This is a genomic window from Streptomyces sp. NPDC093252, from assembly GCF_040683675.1.
Taxonomy (GTDB): Bacteria; Actinomycetota; Actinomycetes; order Streptomycetales; family Streptomycetaceae; genus Streptomyces.
This window is the reverse complement of the sequence record NZ_JBFBEM010000007.1, coordinates 401,027-424,586: the sequence shown is the minus strand read 5'-3', so window position 1 is coordinate 424,586 and position 23,560 is coordinate 401,027. Positions and strand designations below refer to the sequence as shown.

19 protein-coding genes are annotated in these 23,560 nt (G+C 72.9%); 6 read left to right on the top strand and 13 right to left on the bottom strand.

Annotated features, from left to right (window positions below; all coding sequences use genetic code 11):
* Positions 1-146 precede the first annotated feature (146 nt).
* The 5 genes from AB0O01_RS17645 to AB0O01_RS17625 all read right to left on the bottom strand — a co-directional run bounded on the left by AB0O01_RS17645 (position 147) and on the right by AB0O01_RS17625 (position 4,091).
* Positions 147-458 carry a helix-turn-helix domain-containing protein gene (locus AB0O01_RS17645; protein WP_365314420.1) on the bottom strand — a complete coding sequence of 104 codons (312 nt, stop codon included), beginning with the start codon at positions 456-458 and terminating at the stop codon, positions 147-149.
* Positions 459-505: 47 nt separating this feature from the next.
* The gene (locus tag AB0O01_RS17640) at positions 506-757 is read right to left on the bottom strand and encodes a hypothetical protein (RefSeq protein ID WP_365314351.1); all 252 of its coding nucleotides are present in this window, start codon (positions 755-757) and stop codon (positions 506-508) included.
* A gap of 174 nt (positions 758-931) precedes the next feature.
* Positions 932-2,254 (bottom strand): cytochrome P450, encoded by a 1,323-nt coding sequence (locus AB0O01_RS17635; RefSeq protein WP_365314349.1) that lies wholly within the window; start codon positions 2,252-2,254, stop codon positions 932-934.
* 296 nt (positions 2,255-2,550) lie between these two features.
* The gene (locus tag AB0O01_RS17630) at positions 2,551-3,207 is read right to left on the bottom strand and encodes a hypothetical protein (RefSeq protein ID WP_365314347.1); all 657 of its coding nucleotides are present in this window, start codon (positions 3,205-3,207) and stop codon (positions 2,551-2,553) included.
* A complete protein-coding gene (locus AB0O01_RS17625) occupies positions 3,204-4,091 on the bottom strand; it encodes an ATP-binding cassette domain-containing protein (protein WP_365314346.1) in 888 nt (295 codons plus the stop codon). The genes AB0O01_RS17630 and AB0O01_RS17625 overlap by 4 nt, the downstream gene beginning before the upstream one ends.
* A 282-nt stretch (positions 4,092-4,373) precedes the next feature.
* Between AB0O01_RS17625 and AB0O01_RS17620 the strand changes: the two genes are divergently transcribed.
* Positions 4,374-5,210: a TIM barrel protein gene (locus tag AB0O01_RS17620; protein WP_365314344.1), complete on the top strand. Its 837-nt coding sequence runs from the start codon at positions 4,374-4,376 to the stop codon at positions 5,208-5,210.
* Between the two features lie 78 nt (positions 5,211-5,288).
* Positions 5,289-6,179: a 2-hydroxy-3-oxopropionate reductase gene (locus AB0O01_RS17615; RefSeq protein ID WP_365314342.1), complete on the top strand. Its 891-nt coding sequence runs from the start codon at positions 5,289-5,291 to the stop codon at positions 6,177-6,179.
* A gap of 341 nt (positions 6,180-6,520) precedes the next feature.
* Here the strand turns inward: AB0O01_RS17615 and AB0O01_RS17610 are convergent, their stop codons facing one another.
* The 6 genes from AB0O01_RS17610 to AB0O01_RS17585 all read right to left on the bottom strand — a co-directional run bounded on the left by AB0O01_RS17610 (position 6,521) and on the right by AB0O01_RS17585 (position 14,011).
* Positions 6,521-7,591, bottom strand: coding sequence for a methyltransferase (locus AB0O01_RS17610; protein ID WP_365314340.1), 1,071 nt, complete (start codon positions 7,589-7,591; stop codon positions 6,521-6,523).
* Positions 7,588-7,797, bottom strand: coding sequence for a hypothetical protein (locus AB0O01_RS17605; protein WP_365314339.1), 210 nt, complete (start codon positions 7,795-7,797; stop codon positions 7,588-7,590). Before AB0O01_RS17605 ends, AB0O01_RS17610 begins: the two co-directional genes overlap by 4 nt.
* Positions 7,798-7,927: 130 nt before the next feature.
* On the bottom strand, positions 7,928-9,850 hold the full coding sequence (locus AB0O01_RS17600) for a carbamoyltransferase (protein WP_365314337.1): 1,923 nt from the start codon (positions 9,848-9,850) through the stop codon (positions 7,928-7,930).
* 5 nt (positions 9,851-9,855) lie between these two features.
* Positions 9,856-12,075 (bottom strand): iron-containing redox enzyme family protein, encoded by a 2,220-nt coding sequence (locus tag AB0O01_RS17595; protein ID WP_365314335.1) that lies wholly within the window; start codon positions 12,073-12,075, stop codon positions 9,856-9,858.
* Positions 12,076-12,175: 100 nt separating this feature from the next.
* Positions 12,176-13,282 carry an SGNH/GDSL hydrolase family protein gene (locus AB0O01_RS17590; protein ID WP_365314333.1) on the bottom strand — a complete coding sequence of 369 codons (1,107 nt, stop codon included), beginning with the start codon at positions 13,280-13,282 and terminating at the stop codon, positions 12,176-12,178.
* 81 nt (positions 13,283-13,363) lie between these two features.
* Complete coding sequence (locus AB0O01_RS17585) at positions 13,364-14,011, bottom strand: NAD(P)H-dependent oxidoreductase (protein WP_365314332.1); 648 nt, start codon at positions 14,009-14,011, stop codon at positions 13,364-13,366.
* Between the two features lie 173 nt (positions 14,012-14,184).
* Here AB0O01_RS17585 and AB0O01_RS17580 point away from each other — a divergent pair, with 173 nt between their 5' ends.
* The gene (locus AB0O01_RS17580) at positions 14,185-14,427 is read left to right on the top strand and encodes a hypothetical protein (RefSeq protein WP_365314331.1); all 243 of its coding nucleotides are present in this window, start codon (positions 14,185-14,187) and stop codon (positions 14,425-14,427) included.
* A gap of 113 nt (positions 14,428-14,540) precedes the next feature.
* Here the strand turns inward: AB0O01_RS17580 and gcl are convergent, their stop codons facing one another.
* A complete protein-coding gene (gcl, locus tag AB0O01_RS17575; RefSeq protein WP_365314329.1) occupies positions 14,541-16,325 on the bottom strand; it encodes a glyoxylate carboligase in 1,785 nt (594 codons plus the stop codon).
* A 258-nt stretch (positions 16,326-16,583) separates the two neighbouring features.
* On the opposite strand from gcl, the gene AB0O01_RS17570 reads away from it, so the two are divergent.
* Positions 16,584-17,261 (top strand): hypothetical protein, encoded by a 678-nt coding sequence (locus AB0O01_RS17570; RefSeq protein ID WP_365314327.1) that lies wholly within the window; start codon positions 16,584-16,586, stop codon positions 17,259-17,261.
* Positions 17,262-17,270: 9 nt separating this feature from the next.
* On the opposite strand, the gene AB0O01_RS17565 is transcribed toward AB0O01_RS17570, so the two are convergent.
* Entirely contained in the window at positions 17,271-19,022 is a 1,752-nt protein-coding gene (locus AB0O01_RS17565; protein ID WP_365314325.1) for an AMP-binding protein, read from the bottom strand.
* A gap of 302 nt (positions 19,023-19,324) precedes the next feature.
* On the opposite strand from AB0O01_RS17565, the gene AB0O01_RS17560 reads away from it, so the two are divergent.
* Both AB0O01_RS17560 and AB0O01_RS17555 read left to right on the top strand, forming a co-directional pair.
* Positions 19,325-22,129 carry an AAA family ATPase gene (locus AB0O01_RS17560; protein WP_365314323.1) on the top strand — a complete coding sequence of 935 codons (2,805 nt, stop codon included), beginning with the start codon at positions 19,325-19,327 and terminating at the stop codon, positions 22,127-22,129.
* 488 nt (positions 22,130-22,617) lie between these two features.
* Positions 22,618-23,406, top strand: a complete 789-nt coding sequence (locus AB0O01_RS17555; protein ID WP_365314321.1) for a serine protease — start codon at positions 22,618-22,620, stop codon at positions 23,404-23,406.
* Positions 23,407-23,560: the final 154 nt, after the last annotated feature.

Here is a 23,560-nt window from a genome sequence, read left to right as displayed (position 1 = left end):
CCTCGACAACACGGCGTCAACAGTTTGTTGAAAATTCGGGGTAACAAGGCGGGACGACGGCGACCGCCGCTCCGCGGGCCTGCGGAACGGCGGTCGGGACCGGGTGAAATCCCAGGTCAGGGCGGACATATGGGCCGCGCGGGGGGTCAGCTCTCCCGCTCCCGGTTGAGGTAGTTGTAGACGGTGAAGCGGCTGACCCCGAGGGCGACGGCGACGGTCTCCACCCCGTGCCGCACGGAGAAGGCGCCGCGCGCCTCCAGCGCCCGGACGATCTCCTGCTTGGTCCGGCGGTCCAGGTCGGCGAGGGGCTTGCCGTGACCGCGCTCCATGGCGGCGAGGATGTGATCGAGCGAGTCCGCGAGCTGCGGGAGGCGTACGGCGACGGCGTCGGTGCCCGCCCAGGCGAGCACCACATCGTCCGGCCCGGCCTCCTCCGGTGGCAGCAGGGCCCCGCCCATCGCGTCGACCAGCGGCTTCACCGCGGCGACGAAGGCGTCGTGGCCGCTCACCTATCGCCCTCCCCCACCACATTGACCTGGAGCGAGACCCGGGTGGCCCCCGCCTCCAGCGTCCGCCGCAGCAGGGCGTCCAGCGCGGCGAGGACGGCGTCGGCGCCGCCCTCCGCCGTATTGCCGAAGGGCCCCACGTCCACCGCGTCCAGCTCGGCCGCCTCGATCACGTCCCGGGCCACCAGCGCGTGCGCGGGGGGCTGGTCGAGATCGAAGGGCTCGGTCGTGAACTCGACTCGCAATCGCACTGTGCCCCCAGGGAACGGATCCTGCATCGCAGCGGCGGGGTACAGACGTATCCCGGCCGCTCCCGCACGACCTTAACGGACGGCTGCGATCAACGGCCGGGATCGGTGGAGGGGGTTCAGAGGTGTTCCCGGGGTGTCGGAGGGCTCCCGGTTACCAGAGGTCCTCCCCGGCTGTCAGCCGTCCTCCCCGGGCCGCCGGACGGCGAGCCGCACCGGCAGCCGGGCCGGGGCGTTGACGAACGAGGACGCCACCGACTCGATCTCCTCCGACGGCTCGGCGAGGGTGATGGTGAACCGCTCGTACAGCGCGGGCAGCGCGGCGATCGCCTCCAGCCGGGCCAGGGGAGCGCCCAGGCAGTGGTGCGGGCCGTGCCCGAACGCCCGGTGCTGATGGGCGTTGGGCCGCCCGGGTGCGAAGGTGTGCGGGTCGCCGAAGACCTCGTCGTCACGGCTGATCGCCGAGAGATGGCACAGGATGGGATCCCCGGCGCGCAGGGTCACCCCCGCCACGGCCATGTCCCGCACCGGGTACAGGAACATGCTCATGGGCGCGGGCGGATCGAGCCGCAGCGACTCCTCCACGACCCCGCGCCAGGCCCCCGTGCCGCCGTCCTCCAGGATCCCCGCCAGCCGCTCCGGATGCTCGGCCAGCCGCCGGATGACATTGCAGATCAGATCCTGGGTGGTCTCATGACCGGCGAGCAGGACGAGGAACAGGGTGCCCGCCAGCTCCTCCTCGGACATGTTGCCCTTGTCGAACTCGGTGATCAGCGCGGTCGTGAGATCGGGTCCGGGGTGGGCCCGCTTGTCGGCGATGAGCCGCGCCATGGCGCCGAAGATGCTCGCCTCGGCGGCCAGCCGCTCCGCCGGGGGCGTCCGGCCGCTCATCAACAGCGCGGTGTCGACGGTGAGTTGGTGGCGCTCCTCGGTGTCCTCCACCCCGTACAGCTCGCAGATCACGATCACCGGGATCTCGAAGGCGAAGGTGGTGCGCAGATCCACCACCGCCTCGGGCCCCGCCGCCGCCAGCACGTCGAGCCGCTCGGCGACGATCTCCTCGATGCGGCCCCGCAGCGCCTCGACCCTGCGGGTGGTGAAGGCGGCCTGGACCGGCTTGCGGAGCCGGGCGTGATCGAGGCCGTCCATGATGAGCATGGTCGGGGTGACCAGGAGCTGGAGCATCGGCCAACTGTCCGGCACCTCCCCGTCCTGGTAGGCGCGCCAGTGGGTGGGGCTCTTGCGCAGGTCGGGGTGGGTGGTGAGCAGGTCGTAGACCTCCCGCCGGGTCACGGCCCAGGCGCGCACCCCGTCGGTGAGTTCCACGGGGACCAGGGGGCCGAGCGCCTGGAGGGTGCGGCCCTCGGCCTCGTAGTCCTGTCCCAGTGGGTCGATGCGGTACTGGGGGCGGTCGATGTGGTAGCGGGAGCGGTCGGGCCCCCGTTCGTCGGGCCGGGATATCTCCTCGGCGGGTCCGGCAGCAGCGGATGTCTCGGTCACGGCGCGCCTCCGAAAGCGGGCGGGGACGGGGGGACTTGGACGCGGTCGGGGACGGGGTGCTGGACGTAGGGGCAGGGGGCGAGGGCTGGACGACGTGCTGTGACGCATTCTCGGCACCCCACCGGCCCTGGCCACCCCGTTCGCCCCGGCCTGCACGCATCGCGGCGGCTTGCTACCCGAACGGGCAACGCACGGGAAGGTCGGGCGAGTTGGGCGCGCCGAACGGGATGGAGGGATGGAGGGGACGGGCGGGATGGAGGGGATGGGCGAGACGGACAGGACGGGCGGGGCGAGGGTCAGGCCCTTCTCCGGGAGACCGCACCCGTGACCGCCAGCGCCCCCGCCAGCAGGGCCACGGCGAGGACGAGCAGCCCGCCTGCCGGTGCCACGGCGGACGCCGGGTCCGGGGTGTTCTGGAGGCGGCCGAGCAGGAGGTTGACGGGGGAGACGCCCCTGCCCAGCAGCGCGGCCGACAGCAGCACGAGGGCCGCGGCCAGCGCGTAGCCCTGACGCCGGAACACCAGCCGGGAGCACACCACCCCGATCGCCATGCCGGTGACGGCGCAGACGAGTTGTGCCACCACGCCCAGCAGCAGATCCGCCGGGCCGGGTGTGTGGCTGCCCAGCAGCAGCGGCAGCACCAGGCCGACGGCCGTGAACAGCACACACCACACCCCGGCCGTCGCGACGGTCGCGAGCAGCACGCGCGTCCGGCCTCCGGCGCTCACGGTGACGATCGAGCGGTGCGGCGCGTCCTCAAGACCGATCAGCGCCGTGGTCAGCCAGACCGAGCACGGGAGCACGGCCCCGGCCACCGCTCCGTAGGTCGCGCTGAGCGGACCGGTGTCGCTGCTGGTCAGCACGGTGACGAGGCCGAGGAGGAGGAGTAGCGGGGCAAGATAGCGCTGGGAGAGCAGCAGGGTGGTGAAGAGGTAGCGGACGAGGGCGATCACCGAGGGGTCCGCCTCGCCTCGGCCGCAGACTGCGGCACCTCCTCACCCTCAACCTCGCCCTCAACCTCACCCTCGCCATCGCCCCCGGCCCCCTCCCCGACCCAGGTCAGTCCGGCCACCGACCACCCTTCCCGCAACGCCGCCAGCAGCACGGCGTCCGTCCGGTCCCGCGTCACCCGGAGCACCACCTCGCCGTCGCGCCGCACGGCGTGCAGCACGCCCGGCAGGCCCGGCCAGTCCAGCGCGGCCGGGGCGGCGGCACCCGTGTGCGGCGGCACGGTGAGGAGGAGTTCGGCCCGCGCGGTGCGGCCTCCGGCGGGACGATCGCCGCCGGGTCGGCGGGTGATCCGGCCCCCGGCGAGGGTGTGGACGCCGTCGGCGCGGGTGTCGACGGTCGCTTCGCGGTGGTCGGTGAAGACCACCGAGCCGCCCCGCGCCGCCACCTCCCCGATGAACTCGGCGAGGACGCCGTGCGCCGGGGCGTCGAGGCCCGACCAGGGTTCGTCGAGAACCAGCAGATCGGGCGGGACCAGGAGGGCCTGGGCCAGGGCCACCTTCTGCGCGTTGCCCTTGGAGAGCGTGCGCAGCTCCGCGTGCTCCCCGCCCACCAGGGACAGCCGGTCCAGCAGATGACGGCCCCGGGCAGCGGCGGCGGAGGTGGCGAGACCGCGGATCCGGCCCAGATGGACCAGATAGGACAGCGCCGACAGACGGTCCTGCGCGGTGAAGCGGTCCGGTACGTAGCCGATGACCGGCGGCCGGCCCGACACCCTGCCCGTGGTGGGCCGCGTCAGTCCGGCGAGGATTCTCAGCAGGGTCGACTTGCCCGAGCCGTTGCCGCCCACGACCGCGAGCACCTCACCGGGCGGGACGCGCAGGTCCACGTCCCGCAGAACCCACCGACCTCCCCCGTACCCGCGCCCGAACCCGGGACCGTACCGCTTGCCGACCGCCTCACAGCGCAACAACCCGGCTCCTCGATGTGGTCGCACGTCTGTCCACCCGCGCACCGCCACCGTATCCACCCGGAGCCGGGGATGCCGTGACGACCCCTTGACAAGCCTCCCCACCCCCCGGCACTCTTCCATTAAGCAGAAAGCAACTTCCATCATACGGAAATACAGCAGCCACCCACCCCACACGGTACGGAAGGGAGCGCGGCCCCGATGGGATTCGCAGACCAGCGCTTCAACGTCAACCTGTCGATCCTCTTCACCGAACTCCCGCTCCTGGAGCGCCCGGCCGCCGCCGCGGCGGCCGGTTTCTCCGCGGTCGAGCTGTGGTGGCCCTGGGTCGACTCCCCCACCCCCGCGCGCCCGGAACTCGACGCGCTCAAGGGGGCGATCGAGGACGCCGGGGTGCGGCTCACCGGGCTCAACTTCTACGCCGGACAGCTCCCCGGCCCCGACCGGGGCGCGCTGTCGGTGCCGGGCGAGGAGTCGGCGCGGTTCCGGGCGAACGTGGAGGTGGCCGCCGAGTTCGCCGGCTCCCTCGGCTGCACGGCGCTCAACGCCCTGTACGGGAACCGGGTGGACGGCGTCGACCCCGCCGCGCAGGACGCGCTGGCGCTGGAGAACCTCGCGCTGGCGGCGCGGGCCGCCGACCGGATCGGGGCGACGCTGCTGATCGAGGCGCTGAACAAGCCCGAGTCGCCCAGGTATCCGCTGGTCTCGGCACCGGCCGCGGTGGCCGTCGTCGACCGGGTCAACGAGGCCACCGGGCTGGACAACGCGCGGTTCCTGATGGATCTGTACCACCTGTCGATGAACGGGGAGGACCTCCCCCGGGTGATCGCCGCGTACGCCGACCGGACCGGGCATGTGCAGATCGCCGACAACCCCGGCAGAGGGGCGCCCGGTACGGGGACGCTGCCGCTGGAGGAGTTGCTCGATCAGCTCACCAAGGCGGGGTACGACGGCTGGGTCGGGCTGGAGTACAAGTCCACCGGGGGCGGGGCCGCCGCGTTCGACTGGCTCCCCCGCGCCGCCCGCGCGGCCCGCTGACCCGGAACACCCACCCTGCACAGACCCATTCAGATCAGCTCAGATCAGCTCAGATCAGCTCAGAGAGGTTTCCCCAGCATGAGCAGTCTTCCCAAGGTCGCCTGGATCGGGCTCGGCATCATGGGGTCGCCGATGTCCGAGAACCTGATCAAGGCGGGGTACGAGGTCACCGGGTACACCCTGGAGCGGCAGAAGCTGGAGCGGCTCGCGGCGGCCGGGGGCACCGCCGCCGCGTCGCTCGCCGAGGCCGTGCGGGACGCGGATGTCGTCATCACGATGGTGCCCGCCTCCCCCCATGTCGAGGCCATCGCCTACGGCCCGGACGGCATCCTGGAGAACGCCCGCTCCGGCGCCCTGCTGATCGACATGTCCTCCATCACCCCGCAGACCTCCATGGATCTCGCCGCCGCCGCGAAGGCGAAGGGCATCCGGGTGCTGGACGCCCCGGTGTCCGGCGGTGAGGCGGGAGCCGTCGAGGCCGTGCTGTCCATCATGGTGGGCGGCGACCGGGCAGACTTCGACGCCGCCCGGCCGGTCTTCGAGGCGCTCGGCCGGACCATCGTGCTGTGCGGGCCGCACGGCTCCGGTCAGACCGTGAAGGCCGCCAACCAACTGATCGTCGCCGTGAACATCCAGGCGTGCGCCGAGGCCGTGGTCTTCCTGGAGAAGTCCGGCGTCGACCTCGGGGCCGCGCTGGACGTACTGGGCGGCGGGCTCGCCGGCTCGACCGTGCTGGCCCGCAAGAGGGACAACTTCCTCCACCGGGACTTCACGCCGGGCTTCCGGATCGATCTGCACCACAAGGACCTGGGCATCGTCACCGACGCCGCCCGCACGGTCGGTGCCGCCCTGCCGGTCGGCGCGGTGGTGGCCCAACTGGTCGGCTCACTGCGCGCCCAGGGCGACGGCGGGCTCGACCACTCGGCGCTGCTGAGGTCGGTCGAGCGGCTGTCGGGGGATCAGGTCTGACCCGTCCGCTCCGCTCCCTCCCCTGGTCCGATCCGCCGGGTCCCCTGATCTCCGGGCGGTGCCGGTGCTGACAACTGTCCTGTCGCGCCCAAGCACCGGCACCGCCCGGAATCCACCCCGCTCCACCCCCGGCAGGGACATCGGACCCCCCATACGTCCCATACGTCCGCCAGGGCCGACGACCCGGATTGAGGGGTGGTCACCGGCCCGGCGGACCCGGCGAGGACCGCGGCGGCGTGCGAGCCAGTGCGGTGGTGAAGGCTTCGCGGTGCTCTTCCCGGCCTGAGGGAAGACCCGCGGAGCCGTCGCCGCGGTCCCCAGCCTCCCAGGCCCTTCCGGTCTCACCGGTCCAGTCGGGCCTCCAGGATCGAGAAGGGGTTGTACGACGGGCCCGGGATCAGCCGGGTCTCGGTGAACCCGGCGGCCCCCAGCAGCCGCCCGTACTCGGCCCGGCTGCGTTCGCGGCCCGTGCCCACCCCCAGCATCGCCAGATCGTTGAACTTGGCCGGGTGGGAGACGTCGGTGTCCGGCAGCACCGCCTCCACCACGACCAGATGCGCCCGGGGACGCGCGGCCTTGGCGATGGTGCCGAGGAGGGTCGCGCACTGGTCGTCGTCCCAGTCGTGGAGCACCGTCGACAGGATGTAGACATCCGCGGCCGGGACCGCCTCGAAGAAGTTCCCGCCCACCGCCTCGACCCGGTCGGCCAGTCCGAGCGCCGCCAGCCGCGCGGTCGCCGGGGCCACCGCCGCCGGGACGTCCAGGACGATCCCCCGGCGCCGCGGGGCGCCCCGGCGCTCCTGGTCGGGGCGGTCGAGCAGACCGGCGAGGACCGTGCCGTCGGCGCCGCCGATGTCCGCGACGATCTCACCGGGCGGCAGCGCGTACCCCGCCAGCAGATCCACCTTGATGGACAGGGCGACATCGCTCATCGCGCCGATCAGGCTCGCCATGTGCTCGGGGTGGGCGTCGAGCCAGGCGCCGATGGTCTGCCCGAAATGGGCCTGGAAGGCGGGTTCCCCGGTGCGGACGGTGGTCGCCAGATCGCTGAACGGGTGGTAGTGGGTGTGCATCCAGAATCTGGCCAGGGCACGGACCGAGCCCGGCCCGTCGGCCAGGGTCGCACCCAGCGGGGTCAGCGCGAACACCTCGGCGGCGTCGTACGTCACCACGTCCAGGGCGGAGAGGAAGCGCAGCAGACGGGTGAGGGCGGCGGGGTCGGTGCCGGTGGCCGCGGCGAGGTCGGCGGCCGGGAGCGGGCCGTCCAGCAGGGCGTTGGCCAGCCCGAGTTCACCGAACGCGTACAGGGCCTGGGACTGCTGGAACCCGGCGAGCAGCTCCGCCATGTGCTGGGTGTCGGCCACGGTCGGCCGGGGCAGGGGCCGGGCGGTGGGGATGTCGTCGACGGTCATGCGGCACTCCTCTGGTGGGCGGGGGCGGCGGCGGAGGCGGACGGGTGGGGGTGGTCGAACCGGTGCCAGTAGGAGGACCGGCCGGCGTCGGGGCGGCGGTGCAGGGGGTCGCGGACCAGCCGGGCGACGATCCCGAGCGGGACGAAGACCACCGCGTAGAGGAGGAACAGGGCCGCGGTCAGGGCGGCGTCGCGGAGCGGGGTCATGGGAGGGTGGGCCCCTTTCACGGGACGGGTACGGCTCCAGCGGGGACGCGGGGAGACGGGGGGGGGAGACGGGGGCACGGGGGGGGAGACGAGGGCACGGGGGGAGACGGGGGCACGGGGCCGCGCCGGGTCAGTCGAGGGGGATCTCCGCCCGCCAGTCCCCGTCCTCGCGCCACGGGGGCTGCTCGGTGCGGTCGAGGAGGTGGTCGCCGAGGGCCAGCAGATCGATGTGGGTGCGCATGAAGCAGCGGTAGGCGTCGGCGGGGCTCGCCACGATGGGCTCGCCGCGCACATTGAACGAGGTGTTCACCAGTACCGGGCAGCCGGTCAGGTCCCGGAAGTCGCCCAGCAGCCGGTGCAGTACGGGGTCGCGTTCCTTGTCGACGGTCTGGATCCGCGCGGAGTGGTCGACATGGGTGACGGCCGGGATGGTGCTGGAGACCGAGCGCAGCCGCTCCCCCACCGACATCGCCTCCGTCCCGCCCTCCGTCCCGCCGGCCGCCGCCCCGCCGCCCCCGGTGCGCTGCCGCTCGGCGACCTGACCGACGATCAGCATGTACGGGCTGGGCTGGCGCAGATCGAAGTACTGCTCGGCCTCCTCGGCGAGCACGATCGGGGCGAACGGCCGGAACGACTCCCGGAACTTGATCTTGAGGTTCATGGTGGACTGCATGTCCGGGCTGCGGGCGTCACCGAGGATCGAGCGGGAGCCCAGGGCGCGCGGCCCGAACTCCATCCGCCCGGAGAACCAGCCCACCACCTTGCCGTCGGCGAGTTCCTGCGCCACCGCCCGGGTCAGCTCCGGGCCGCGCAGGGTGCGGTACGGGTAGCGGTGCTCGTCCAGGAAGCGGCGGATCGCGGCATCGTCGTAGCCGGGTCCCAGACGGGCGCCCTTCATGGCGTCGCCGCCGTGCGGCACATGGGCGCGGGAGCCCTCGTGGCGGGCGGCGAGCAGGGCCGCGCCGAGCGCTCCCCCGGCGTCCCCGGCGGCGGGCTGCACCCACACCTCGTCGAACAGTCCGCGCTCCACGATCCGGCCGTTGGCCACGCAGTTCAGGGCGACGCCCCCGGCCAGGCAGAGCCGGGACTCGCCGGTCCAGGCACGGGCGGTGGCGGCCAGCTTCAGCATGATCTCCTCGGTGACCGCCTGCACCGAGGCCGCGAGATCGAACTCCCGCTCGGTCAGCGGCCCTTCGGGCAGCCGCCGGGGTCCGCCGAACAGCTCCTCGAAGGCCCGGCCGGTCATGACCTGGCCGTGGAGGAACTCGAAGCGGTCGGTGTGCAGCCGGAAGGAGCCGTCGTCGCGGAGGTCGACCAGCTTCTCCTTGATCAGGGCCGCGTACCGGGGGCGCCCGTAGGGGGCGAGGCCCATCAGCTTGTACTCGCCGGAGTCCACCTTGAAGCCGCAGAAGTAGGTGAAGGCGGAGTAGAGCAGCCCGAGGGAGTGCGGGAAGCGGAGTTCGGCGACCGGCCGCACCCGGTCGCCGGTGCCGTGCCAGATGGAGGTGGTCGTCCACTCGCCGACCCCGTCGACGGTCAGCACCGCGGCCGACTCGTACGGGCTCGGCAGGAACGCGGAGGCGGCATGGGTCTCGTGGTGGCCGTAGCTGACGACCGGCGGGGGCGCGCCCTGCCCGAGGTCGGCGAGGCGCCGGGTGACCGTGCTCTCGGTACGGGCCTTCCAGGCCAGCCACTGCGGCAGGACGTCCCGGAAGGACCGCCAGCCGCGCGGGGCGGTGGCGGCGTAGGTGCCGAGCACCCGGCGGAACTTCAGCGCGGGGCGCTCGTAGTAGGCGACCGTGTCGACGTCCCGGAGGGTGGCACCGGCCTCGTCGAGACAGTAGGTGACGGCGTGCCGGGGGAAGGCGGGGTCGTGGCGGCGTCGGCTGAATCGTTCCTCCTGGGCGGCGGCGACGATGTCACCTCCACGCACCAGGGCCGCGGCGCTGTCGTGGTAGTAGGCGGAGATACCGAGAGCGGTGGGGGTCGGGGAGGTGGCGGGGGTCTTGGGTGTCTTGGGGGTCTCGGAGGTCCTGGAGGTCCTGGGGGTCATCGGGGTCAGCCCCTTCCGGTGGGGAGGGAGTGCTCGGGGCCGCGTGCTCTGAGGCGGGCGTAGAGGGCCGAGCCGAGCGTGCGGGGGGAGTTCAGCGAGCGGTAGCCGATCCGGATCCGGCGCCACATCGCCCGGTCGCCGCCGGGTCCGAGGACCCCGGGCACCTGCGCCATGAAGGCGTCCACGGCCTCGGCGGCCCAGGCGGAGTGCCCGGTGGCCACATTGTCGATGGTGTTGTGCAGATCCACGAACTGGGTGCTGAAGCCGTACTTCTCCAGACCGACCCGGGCCGTGCGGTAGCTGCCGCCCACCCCGGACAGCTCCATCGCCAGATTGAGTCCGAGGATCTCGGGCTGGAAGGTGCGCGGGAAGCGGGAGACGCTCAGCCAGAAGACCGGCAGGGCGAACGACCGGTCGTGGAAGCCGGGCCACTCGGCGAAGGCGGCGGAGGCGGTCGGCGGCAGTTCGTGCCCCATCTGGCTCAGCAGCCGCCGGTAGATCCGGGGGTGGTTCAACTCCCGCTCCCCATTGCCCAGTTCGTCCCAGTAGGTCTGGAACAGCAGATGGCCGACCGGGGACGAGGCGAGCCGGTAGTCGGTGAACCCCTGGAGCCAGGCCCCGTCGATCATGATGAGCGGGGCCAGTTGCAGCGTGGACGCGATCAACTGCTCCCTCGTCGGTACGGGGGTGTCGTCGCCGAACTCCTCGCCGTGCCGGTCGTGTTCGGCCAGCAGCCAGGGCGTGAGGCCCCGCTCGGGGTCCCAGCGGGCGGGGAGCTGGTGGGGTGCCGCGTCGAGCCGGAACGCGCTGCGGGTCAGCCAGCGCCGGGCGTAGTCATGGGCGTGGCGGCGGATCGCGGGTGAGTCCTCCCGGGTGAGCAGCCGCCGGTAGGCGTCCCGGGTGGAGGCGGGCGCGCCCGGCTCCGCCGCCCGCCGCGGGGCGGTCCCCGGGGACTCCGGCCCGTCGGTCGGCCGGAACCAGTCGCGCTGTACGTCGTGCAGGGCGCGCCGGTCGGCGGCGGGGGTGCCGTCGGCCGGGAGCTGGGCGATCCAGCGGCGGATCGCGGCGACCTCGTCCTCGGTGAACACCCGGAACATCGGGCCCGTCTCGGAGATCAGCCCCCGGATCAGCGGGCTGTGGTCGGGTTTCCCGGGCCGGACCAGGGGGCTGGCGGCCAGGGCGTCCAGGAAGGGGGCGGGACCGGACTCGATGTCGGCGAACCACTCGGCGAGCGGGCGCCCGTCGAGCCGGTACCGCCCGTGGTAGACGGCGGCCTGCCGCGCCCGGCCGAAGAGCAGGCGCCAGATGTCGTAGTCGGGGTGGTGGGCGAGGACCGCCTCCCGCAGCAGCGCCTCGCACCAGCGGCGGTACTCGCGGGCGGCACGACGGAAGCCGTGCCGGAGGCGGTCGGCAGTGGTGGGATGGTCGGGGGCGGTGGGGTGGTCGGGGGCGGTGGGGTGGTCGGGGCGTGGGGCAGCGCCGGGTCCCGGGGCGGGGACGGTCGGCGGGGCCAGGTACAGACCGGCGGCCGTGAGGGATCGTTCCAGCGCGCTCGGGCCCTCCCCCGTGCGAGTCGAGCCCAGGTCGATGTCCCGGGCGCTCATCGGGCCGAGGGCGGTCTCGGGCAGGACGGCGAGCGGCGGCGGGGTGCCCACCGCGCGCAGGAACAGATCCGCGCCGAGGATCTCCGCGAAGTACCGGTCGGGCTGCCTGCTCATGGCGAGCAGCAGGGCCGGGAGCCGGAAACTGACGTTCTGGATCCGGTCGTTGGAGGTGAGGCCCACCCCGTCGGTGTCCAGGGGGAGCCGGTGGTGGGCCAGGGCGGCACGGTAGGCGCTGCCCCGGTCGGCGCCGGGGTAGCCGACGCCGAGGTCGGCGGCGTACAGGGCGAGGATCTCCAGGGCGAGGCCGGTGTCGCCGTTGGCGGCGCTGGACATCCACTGGAGCCAGGACCCGGCGGACAGCGCGAGCGGGGCGGAGTTGAGGAGGAGGCACCGCACCACCGGCTCCGCGGCGGCCTTCGCCCCGAGTTCGGTACGGAACCGGGCGGTCTGCCCGGCGCCCCAGGCGCGGGCCTCGTCGGCGAGTTCCGCGGCACCGGCCGTGCCGGGGTCCTCGTCGGGGACGGGGGTGTCCAGGGCGGTGAGGGGCAGGGCGCCCTCCGGGTCGAGGGCGCGGAGGTAGAGGAGTCGGTCCGCCGTCGCGGTGTCGGGGGCCTGCGTCACGGTGGTCCTTTCCGGCTCGGGGCAGCTCAGAACATGGGGTAGATCGACCCGTCGTTCTTGCGCCGGCGGCGTCGGCGGAAGAAGTCGAGGAGTTTGCGGATCATGGCGTTCTCTCCTTCTCTGCCGGGCCACGGAGGGGTTCCGGGCCATGGAGGGTTTCCGCTCCGGCCGCTTCCGGGGACTGCGCGCCGATTCCGAACGCGGCGCACAGCAGCGTGGTGGCCAGCGCGTTTCCGCGGTCGTTGAGGTGCACCGGATCGACGAACAGCCAGCCGTCGCGGTCCGGATGGGAGGCGAGGGCCGCACTGAGATCGAGGAAGTCGACACCGCGTTCCCGGCAGACGCGCGCGGTCTCCTCGGCGTACCGCTCATGGGCCTCTTCGGTGAGCGCGGTGCGGAATCCGGCCCACATCGTGGACCACAGGGAGCCGTCCTCGCGGAGCAGGACGCTCTCCTCGGCGGAAGGTTTCTTCCGGCTCCAGGGCAGGGTGGGCTGGAGCGCGAACCGCACCCGGGCGCCGGTCGGGGCGAGCAGTTCCAGCAGCCGGTCCAGATCCCTGCGCAGGGCTCCGGCGGCGGTGGCCACCCGCTGGTCGAGCGGCGGTTCGGGCTGCGCGGGCGGCCCGGACCGGGACAGCAGCCGGCGCAGCCCGGAACGGGGACGGGCGATGCCGGCCACAGCACCGCGCCGGACGGCGGCCCCGCTCAACTCGCCGTAGAACTCGCCGGAGAAGAAGAACTGGCCGAATCCGCGGTCGGCGCCGGGCAGCGCGGAGAGGACGAGATTGTTGAGCCCGGAGAAGATCACGACGTCCCGGATCTGCGGCAGTTGATGCCGGTGCAGCAGGAACAGCAGGACTTCCTGGGTGGAATTGAAGGCGGGCGCCGCGAGATTGAGCCAGGGGGTTCCGGTTTCCCGGCCGAGGAGGGAGGCGAGGGTGGTGCGATCGGATCCGGCGCCGAATCCGAACGCCGAGGAACCGCCCATCAGCAGGCTCACCGGGCCCTCGGGGAGATGGTCGCCGAGTGAATGGGGGACGTCCCGTAATCCGTGGGAGAGACGGAATCCCCGGGAATCGGTGGTGAGGACGGGGGAACGGTAGTCCGGCTGGTTGAAGTACATGACATAGGGCTGCCAGTGCACCCCGCTCATGGCGAATTTCTCGTACTGCGCCAATTGCGGGGCCAGGGCCGCGGGGGAATCCATGTCACCTCTCACGGGCGGGCGTGGGTGGGGCTAAGGGGTGAGGGGGTGAGGTAGGGGGTGACGCGAGAAGGGAGGGGGTGATCAGGCGGCCGGGGCGGGCAGGGGCGGTGGCTGGGGTGCGGTGGCGCGGGCGGAGTGGCGGCGGATCGAGCGCAGCAGGGTGCCCGCGTGGTCGTGGGCGAGCAGATCGCCGAGCACATGGAGTTGGACGCGGATCAGCCGGGCCGCCTCCCGGTCCAGCAGCAGCGGTGCGCCGAACTCGTCGTCGGCCAGCGCGCGATGGGCCTGATGGACGACCACCTGCGGCTGGGGTACGACGATATTGCCGAGTTCGTTGAGCATCGCGGCGGTGTCGGCGAGCCCGCGGTAGCCCCGGGCGCGGGCCGGGGTGGCGGTGAGCACCACGATCGCCTTGCCGGTGAGGGCGGGGGCGTCCTTGGGCCGGGAGGCCCAGTCGATGGCGTTCTTGAGCACGCCCGGCAGGGAGTGGTTGAACTCGGGGGTGGCGATGACCAGTCCGTCCGCCTCGGCGAGGGCCCGGCGCAGACGGGTGACGGGTGGAGGTGGGGTGGCGGTGTCGGCGTCCTGGTCGTAGAGCGGAAGCTCGGCGAGGCCGTCGCAGGACCGCCAGTCGAAGGTGGTGGGGGCGAGTGGGGGAAGGCAGCGCAGCAGGCGGGAATTGAGCGAGTCCTCGCGCAGCGAGCCGGACAGCATGAGTACGCGGTGCATGACGCGTCCCCTCATGTCAGGGGTGGGATACGTTGAAAACTATATTCCTCTAGAGGATTTAACAAGAGACTCTTTCTCCGTTTAGCGCACATGGCTGGAAACCATCTCCCCCGGTGGGGGTCTCCCGCCGTGCGGGGGGTGCGGTCGGCCCGTGCGGGCAGCACCCTGAAGGCATGGCACATCCATCGCCGCGCCCGCGGATCGTCGTCCACGCCCCGGCCCTCGACGGCACCCGGCGGGTCACCGAGGGCGACGAGACCCTCGGGGTCGCCTCGCACCTGGACGATGTCGGCGAGATCCTCCGGCTGGCCGACCACTATGTGACGGACGTCGGAAGCAGTGATCTGGTCGAGTGGCAGGGCGGCGGACCGGAGGAGTGGCCGGGGCTGTCGGAGGAGCACCACAGGTCGCCGTGACAGCGGACAGCCCCCGCCCCCTCCGGGTGAGAGGGGAGGCGGGGGCCGCTGGATGCGCCGCGCCGGGGTCAGACCTTCAGCGTGCGGATCGAGGTGGGTGCGCCGCGCCGGGGTCAGACCTTCAGTGTCCGGATCGAGGTGGGCGCGTGCCCCGGTTCGGTGGCGATCTCCTCGAACTCCACCACGTTGCCGATGTCGTTCGTCGTGGACATGGAGATGTTGGTGACCCGTTCCAGGATCGCCTCGACCACCACCGGCACCCGGAACTCGGCGGCGAGCTTCTTCGCCTCCTCCAGCGCGGCGCCCAGTTCGTTGGGGTCGGTGACCCGGATCGCCTTGCAGCCCAGCCCCTCGGCGACCTTGACATGGTCGACGCCGTAGACGCCGAGTTCGGGTGAGTTGAGGTTCTCGAACTCCAGGTTGACCTGGAAGTCGATGTCGAAGGCGCGCTGGGCCTGCCGGATCAGACCGAGGTAGGCGTTGTTCACCAGCACATGGATGTAGGGGATGCGGTGCTGGGCGCCGACGGCGAGTTCCTCGATCAGGAACTGGAAGTCGTAGTCCCCGGAGAGGGCGACGACCAGGGTCCCGGGGTCGGCGGTGGCGACCCCGAGGGCGGCCGGGACGGTCCAGCCGAGGGGGCCCGCCTGACCGCAGTTGATCCAGTGCCGCGGCTTGAAGACATGGAGCATCTGGGCGCCGGCGATCTGGGAGAGGCCGATGGTGGAGACATACCGGGTGTCGGGCCCGAACGCCTTGTTCATCTCCTCGTAGACCCGCTGCGGCTTGATGGGGATGTCGTCGAAGTGGGTGCGGCGCTGGAGGGTGGCCCGCTTCTCCTGCGCGGCGGCGGCCCAGGCGGAGCGGTCGGGGAGCCGTCCCGCCGCCTTCAGTTCCCGGGCGGCCTCCAGGAGGAGGGCGAGGGCGGCCCCGGCGTCGGAGGCGATCCCGTAGTCCGGGGCGAAGATCCTGCCGATCTGGGTGGGTTCGATGTCGATGTGCACGAAGGTCCGCCCGGCGGTGTAGACATCGAGGCGGCCGGTGTGGCGGTTGGCCCAGCGGTTGCCGATGCCGAGCACGAAATCGGACTCCAGGAAGGTGGCGTTGCCGTAGCGGTGCGAGGTCTGGAGGCCGACCATCCCGGCGTTCAGCTCGTGGTCGTCGGGGAGCACGCCCCAGCCCATCAGCGTCGGGACGACCGGGACGCCGGTCAGTTCGGCGAACTCCACCAGCAGCGCGGAGGCGTCGGCGTTGATGACCCCGCCGCCCGCGACGATCAGGGGCCGCTCGGCGGCGTCGAGGAGGGCGAGGGCCTTGTCGATCTGGGGGCGGGTCGCGACCGGCTTGTAGACGGGCAGCGGGGCGTAGGTGTCGGGGTCGAACTCGATCTCGGTGAGCTGGACATCGAGCGGCAGATCGATCAGCACGGGGCCGGGCCGCCCGGACCGCATCAGATGGAACGCCTGCTGGAAGACGCCGGGCACCTGGGCCGCCTCCAGCACGGTGACGGCCATCTTGGTGACCGGCTTGGCGATGGACGCGATGTCGACGGCCTGGAAGTCCTCCTTGTGGATCACCGCGGTCGGGGCCTGGCCGGTGACGCAGAGGATCGGGATGGAGTCACCGATGGCCGAGTAGAGCCCGGTGATCATGTCGGTGCCGGCCGGGCCGGACGTGCCGATGCAGACGCCGATGTTGCCGGGCGCGGTGCGGGTGTAGCCCTCGGCCATGTGCGAGGCGCCCTCGACATGGCGGGCGAGGGTGTGGGCGACACCGCCGGACGCCTTGAGCGCCGCGTAGAAGGGGTTGATGGCCGCGCCCGGCACACCGAACGCCTGGGTGACGCCTTCGCGCTTGAGGATCTCGACTGCCGCGCGGGCAGCGGTCATACGAGCCATTGAGCACTCCTGCTTCGCCTGTCGGATGCACTCCCGTCGCGCCCCGCGGTAAGCACGCCCCGAATCTCTCACTACCTTCGGATTCCACCTCGTTCAGTCCCCGTATATTCCGTATCACGGAAACTGTTTTCTACTATCTGGAAGTAATGTAGGAGGGGTGGCCGGGGCAGTCAAGACAACCGACGGACAAGCGGCCCCCGCCTGGAGCACGATGGAGACCCCCCGGGCGGTAGCGGCACGCAGTCGGAAGGGCGGACCATGTCCCAGAGCATCGAGGTGCACTGCCCGGCCTGCGCCCGCGCCCACCACTACACCCCGCCGTCCTACCCCTGCGTCTGCGGTACGGCGGTGGCGCCCGCGCTGGATCCGCGCGGCACGGTCCGGCCGGTGCCGCACCGGGTCTGGGACGAGGAGTGGGTCCCCGCGCGGTGCGGCGACTGCGGGCGGGTCGGCATCTGGCCCCGCCCGGATGTGGGCTGCCCCTGCGGCACGACCCTGCGGCTGCCGGTCGCCGAGGAGCCGTCGGCGGGCGCCGGGGGCGGTGGCCGCCCCGCCTTCCGCCCGGTCACCATCCGCACGGCGAAGGACGCGGTCACCACCGTCGTCCGCTATCTGAACTGGCTCGGACACGACGGCGTCCGCCGCGCCGACCACTCCCCGCCGGCCGGGATCGGCCTGACCGCCCCCGGTGTCCTCGCCCAGGTCGACCCGACGGTCCGTCCGGCGTCCCTGCGGGATGTCGAGTGCCTCTGGCTGACCGCCCTGACCGCGTCGGCGTCCGGCGTCTACTTCTCCCTCGCGGGCTACGAGGACCGGGCCAGAACGCGGGCGGACGAGTTGGGCGTACCGCTCTACGTCCTGGACCTGACGGGCACTCCGCAGCCGGTCAACGCGGTCGCGGAGCGCTGGACGGAGACGGGGGCGGACACCCCGTAGCCGCCCGCTTCAGCGGAAGTCCTCCTCCCGGTACTCCTCCGCCGAACCCGAGGCCGAGGGGGGACCCGAAGCCGAAGCCGACGCCGAAGCCGACGCCGTCGCCGTCGCCGTCGCCTCGCGCAGTTCGACGCGGCGGATCTTCCCGGACACCGTCTTCGGCAGCGTCCCGAACTCCAGTCGGCGGATCCGCTGGTACGGGGCCAGCGTCTCGCGGGAGTGCTCGAACAGGGCCTTCGCGGTGCCGGGCCCGGGGTCCCACCCCTCCGCCAGCACGATGTACGCCTTCGGCACCGCGAGCCGCACCGGGTCCGGCGCGGGCACGACGGCCGCCTCGGCGACGGCGGGGTGCTCCAGCAGGGCGCTCTCCAGCTCGAAGGGGGAGATCTTGTAGTCGGAGGCTTTGAATACCTCATCCACTCGCCCGACATACCTGACATATCCCTCTTCATCCCGGCTGCCGATGTCACCGGTCCGGTAGTACCCCCCGGCCATCACCTCCGCCGTGCGGTCCGGGTCGCCGTGGTAGCCGGTCATCAGGCCGACCGGGGGGCCGCCGGGGCCGGTCAGGTCGAGGGCGATCTCGCCCTCGTCGCCGGGGGCGCCGGTGGCCGGGTCGAGCAGGGCGACCCGGTAGCCGGGGCTCGGGCGGCCCATGGAGCCGGTCTTGAGGGGCTGGCCGGGGCTGTTGGCGACCTGGACGGCGGTCTCGGTCTGGCCGAAACCGTCCCGGACCGTGACGCCCCAGGCGCGGCGGACCTGCTCGATCACCTCGGGGTTGAGCGGCTCCCCGGCGGCCACGGCCTCCCGGGGCGGGGTGCGCAGTTGGGTCAGGTCGGCCTGGATGAGCATCCGCCAGACGGTCGGCGGGGCGCAGAAGGTGGTGACCCCGGCCCGGTCCATCTCGGTCATCAGCCGGGCCGCGTCGAAGCGGGTGTAGTTGAGGAGGTACACGGTCGCCTCGGCGTTCCAGGGGGCGAAGAGGTTGGACCAGGCGTGCTTGGCCCAGCCGGGCGAGGAGATGTTGAGGTGGATGTCGCCGGGGCGCAGACCGATCCAGTACATGGTCGACAGATGGCCGACCGGGTAGGAGACATGGGTGTGCTCGACCAGTTTGGGGCGGGCGGTGGTGCCCGAGGTGAAGTAGAGCATCAGGGGGTCGTCGGCGCGGGTCGGGCCGTCGGGGGTGAAGGTGGCGGGCGGCGCCTGGTGGGCCTCGTCGTAGGGCAGCCAGCCGTCCGGGGCGGGGCCGGTGGCGATCCGGGTGTAGTCGCCGGGTACGTCGGCGAACTTGGCGGTGTCCTCGGCGCGGGCGATCACATGGCTGACCCGGCCGCGCTCGACGCGGTCGCGCAGATCGGCGGGGCCGAGCAGCGGGGTGGCGGGGATCACGACGGCCCGCAGCTTCATCGCGGCGAGCGCGGTCAGCCACAGCTCCGCCTGGTTGCCGAGCATGACCAGGATCCGGTCCCCGGCGGCGACGCCCCGGGCGCGCAGCCAGTTGGCGAAGCCGTCGGAGCGCTCGGACAGCTCGGCGAAGGACAGCCGGGTGTCGCGGCCGTCCTCCTCGACGATGTGCAGGGCGGTCCGGGCATTGCCCTCGGCGATCACGTCGAACCAGTCCAGGGCCCAGTTGAAGTGGTCGGGCCGGGGCCAGCGGAAGCCCTCGTGGGCCGTGGGGTAGTCCTCGCGGTGCCGGAGCAGGAAGTCCCGGGCGGCCCGGAACTCCCCGGTCGCGTCCGCCGCACTCGTCGCCGTGCTCATGGTCGTCGTCCTCCTGGAAACCCGGACCTGACGCCGGGTGGCTCGCTGCCGTCGGGCAATCCGTGACGCGGGTCTCACTACCCCGGATCGGAGGTGGAACCGTCCCCGGAACGGGGGTGGAACCGTCCCCGCTGTGCGATTGCCGGGACGGCGCTGTGCCGCCCCTGGGAAGATGGGGCTGTGAGCCACGTCTCACCGGTTCAATCGTGATGCACGCTGTAATTTCCCTCACCACCGCACGCCTCCGGATTTCAACGACGCGTTGCCTAGAATTTGGCGGAACACGACCCTCGGAGGGAGCGGTGACCGTGCGACGGGACTTCCAGGAGCCTGCGAGGTGCCGCCCCGACCTGGTCATCGGGCGGGAGGAGCTGTTCTCGGCCGCGCGGGAGCAGTTCGGGCGCGGCGGCAGCGTGCTGCTGCACGGTCCCGCCGGGATCGGGAAATCGACGGTGCTGCGGGCCCTGGCCGCCGAGTACGGGGAGTCCGCCCGGACCGTGCTGCGCTGCTCGGCGACCGAGTCGGAGTCGCATCTGCCGTTCCTCGCGCTCGCCGATCTGCTCGGGCTGGTCCTGGACGAGGTGGCCGGAAAGATGCCGGACGCGCAGCGCACGGCGCTGGAGTCGGCGCTCACCGGCCGCGGCGAGTCCACCCTCCAGCGGGACGGTCTTGCGCTGCGCCTCGCGGTGCTGTCCGCGCTGCGCGCGCTGGCCGCCGAGGGCCCGGTCCTGGTGGTCGCCGACGATCTCCAGTGGCTGGATCCGGCCAGTGCCGAACTCCTCGGCTTCGCCGCCCGCCGCCTCGGCGACTTCCCGGTCCAGGTGCTCTGCGCGGCCCGCACCGAGGGACAGGAGTACGACGACCATCTACGCGCGTCCCCGCCCGACACCCTCGCCCTGCGGCTCGGCCCGCTGACCCGGACCCAGGTGTCCGCGCTGCTGGACGAGCGCGGCTACCCGGCGCTGCTGCGCTCCACGGTCCGGGACATCCATCGCACCAGTGGCGGGAACCCGCTGTTCGCGCTGGAGCTGGGCCGGGCCCTCGCCGAGAGCCCGACCCCGCCGCGCCCCGGGGAGCCGCTGCCGGTGCCGACCTCGCTGCGCGCGCTGGTGCTGCACCGGCTGGACATGCTGTCCGCCGACGCCCGGCACACCCTGCTGGTGGCCAGCGCGGGCGCCCGCCCCACCACCGCGCTGCTGCACGCGGCCGGGCGGGTCCACGCGGAGGCGGAGACCGCGCAGGCGGCGGCGCTGGGCCTGCTGGCGACCGAGCCGGAGGGCCCGGCCGTCCGGTTCGCGCATCCGCTGATCTCGGCGGCGCTGTACGCGGAGGCGTCGGCGCAGGAGCGGCGGGACGCGCACGCGGCGCTGTCCACGGCCGCGTCCGACCCCATCGAACGGGCCCGGCACCTGGCGCTGGCCACCACCGGCACCGACCCGGAGGCGGCGGCCCGGCTGGCGGAGGCGGCGGCGCTGGCCCGGGACCGGGGCGCGCCCTCGGTCGCCGCGTCACTGGGGCTGCTGGCGGCCCGGCACACCCCGGCCGACGGGGAGCCCGGCCCGGAGGAGCGGCGGCTGACGGCGGCGGAGGACGCGATCACCGGCGGGGAGACCGATCTCGCCCGGGACATCGCGCGGGACGTGCTGACCCGGGCGACGGCACCGGCCGACCGGGTGCGGGCCTGGATCGTGGTGATCAACGCGGCCGGGCAGGCGATGGGCAAGGTCGACGCGGTGTTCCCGCAGGCGCTGGCCGACGCCGACGACGATCCCCGGCTGCTGGCCCTGGTCCGCTACCAGCTCGCCTGGCGGGCGCTGCTGGTGGAGGGCGAGATGGACCGGGGCCGGGAGGAGGCGGCGCACGCGGCCCGGCTGGCGGCGAAGGCCGCGGACCGGCGCACCGAGCTGCTCGCCCTCGCCTTTCAGGCCCATATGGAGACCCTGATGGGCCACCCGGACGCCCCGGCCACCATCAAGCGGGCGATGCGCGAGCCGCAGGACCCGAGGGTCGCCGTCGACCACAACGGCATCGGCGCGGTCCGCTTCCGCTGGCTGATCATGAGCGATCAGCTCGCCGAGGCGCGGACGACGGTGATGACGCTGCTGCGCGAGGTCCGGCGGCGCGGCATCGCCGAGAGCGAGGTGCACTACGTCCGTTTCCTCGCCGAGACCGAGCTGCGCTCCGGGCACTGCGGCCGGGCCCTGGACCTGGCCCGCGAGAGCCTGCGGCTGGCCCGGGACGCCGGGATCGGCGAGGGCGCCAGCGCGATGCTGACCTCGCTGGCGGAGGCGGCGGGCGGGGAGACCGGCCGGGCCCTGGCGCTGGCCCGGGAGGCGGCGGAGCGGGCGGAGGAGGACGGCGACGTCATGTACCTCTCCCGCGCGCTGGGCGCCCTCGGCCACGCCCATCTGGTCGCCGGGGACGCGGCGGAGGCGGTACGGGCGCTGCGGCGGGTGCGGGAGCTGGAGATCGGTATCGGCATCACCGACCCGGCGCGGGGGCGCTGGCAGGGTGATCTGGCGGAGGCGCTGGTGCGGATCGGGGAGACCGGCGAGGCGCAGGACGTCATCGATGTCACCCGGGTGCAGGCGCTGCGGCTGGGCCGGGAGAGCGTGCTCGCGGTGCTGGACCGGGCGGAGGCCCTGGTGCGGGCGGCACGCGGGGAACGGGACGCGGCGCTGGCCCAGTTGACGTCCGTGCAGGACCGGCTGGCGAAGCTGGGGTACGGGCTGGAGGAGGCGCGGGCCGCGTTCGCCCTGGCCCGGCTGCGCACCGGGCGCCCCGGTCCCACGTCGTACGACGAGGCGGCGCGGCTGTTCCGGCGGTGCCGGGCGATGCCGTGGCTGCGGCAGGTCGAGGAGGCGGCGGCGTCGGATCCGGCCGAGCCGCCGGCTCCGCCGGTGCTGGACGCGCTGGCGGGCCTGGCGGCGATGGAGCGTCAGGTGGCGGCGCTGGTGATGGAGGGGGCCACCAACCGGGAGATCGCGGGGCGGCTCTTCATCAGCGTGAAGACGGTCGAGGCGACACTGACCCGGGTGTACCGCAAGCTGGGGATTCGGTCGCGGGTGGATATTGTGCGGTTGGCGGCGGGGAGCCCCCGGCGGTAGATCGGGAATTGGGTGCGGGTGCGGATTCGGGTGCGGGTGCGGGTGCGTGGGGGCTGGTCGCGCAGTTCCCCGCGCCCCTGGGGACGTTCGCGCGCGGGCCAACTTCAGCGGCCCCCGGGGGCGCGGAGTCGGGTGCGGGTCGTGGTGGGTTGCTCGCGCAGTTCCCCGCGCCCCTAGGGGGTGGCAGCTAGCTCTGCTTGTGACTCACGCGACCTCAACGTCCTCAGGGGCGCTGGGGGTACCCCCTCTGGGGGAGGAACTGCGCGACCAGCCACCCTCCCACCCGCACCCGAAAAGCCATCCGCTCGCACACCTGACCGAGGGTTAACCCTGTTCAACTCCCCTAGGGGACTCCCTCATTGGGCGTCGGTGATTGCGGCCCCTACGGTAGGCCCGTACCGCTCGCCGGGCACACGAGGGCCGGTCCACCACCCTCGTGCTCACCCCCCACCCCCGCGCGACCCCCCACCGGCAACCTGAGGAGACCCATGTTCGGGCTCAACCGTGCCAGAAAGACCGCCCTCACCCTCGCGGCCTGTACCGCCGCCGCCGCGACCGCGCTCGTGGGCGCGCCCGCCGTCGCCGCCCCCGCCCCCATTGTGGGCGGAACCACCACGACCACCACGGCGTATCCGTACGTCATGCAGATCACGGATGCCTCGCAGAACCAGTTCTGCGGCGGCACCCTGGTCACGCCCACCAAGGTGGTCACCGCCGCGCACTGCATGGTCGGCGAGACCACCAGCAGTGTGCGGGTGGTCGGCGGGCGCACCTACCTCAACGGCACCAACGGCACCGTCGCCCGGGTCAGCCGGATCTGGATCCACCCCGACTACCGCAGCGTCACCAGCGGCGACGACATCGCCGTACTGACCCTGTCGACGTCGATGCCGTACACCACCATCCCGTACGTCGCCCCCACGGACACCGGGGTGTACGCGGCCGGTGCCACGGCCCGGGTGCTGGGCTGGGGCACCACCCGCGAGGGCGGCGCCTCCTCCAACCAACTGCGCACCGCGACCGTCCCCACGGTCTCCGACACCAGTTGCCGCACCTCCTACGGCACCCGGTTCGTCGCCGGTGACATGGTGTGCGCCGGTCTGACCAGCGGCGGGGTGGACACCTGCCAGGGCGACAGCGGCGGCCCGCTGGTGATCGGCGGACGGCTGGCGGGCATCACGTCCTGGGGCGACGGGTGCGCGCGGGCCGGGTACCCGGGGGTGTACACCCGGCTGACGACCTTCTCCAGCCTGGTCACCACCCAGATCAACTCGTAACCGGTGACGGCCGTGCGCGCGCTGCCGGTGACCGCGTGAACGGTTCGGCACCACCGGTACGGAAGAAGAACCACTGCTCCCCGTACTCCTGAGTATCCCTCAGGTGCAAGACCAGGGGGCGCTGCGGGCCTCCACGAGCGGCCCGCAGCGCCCC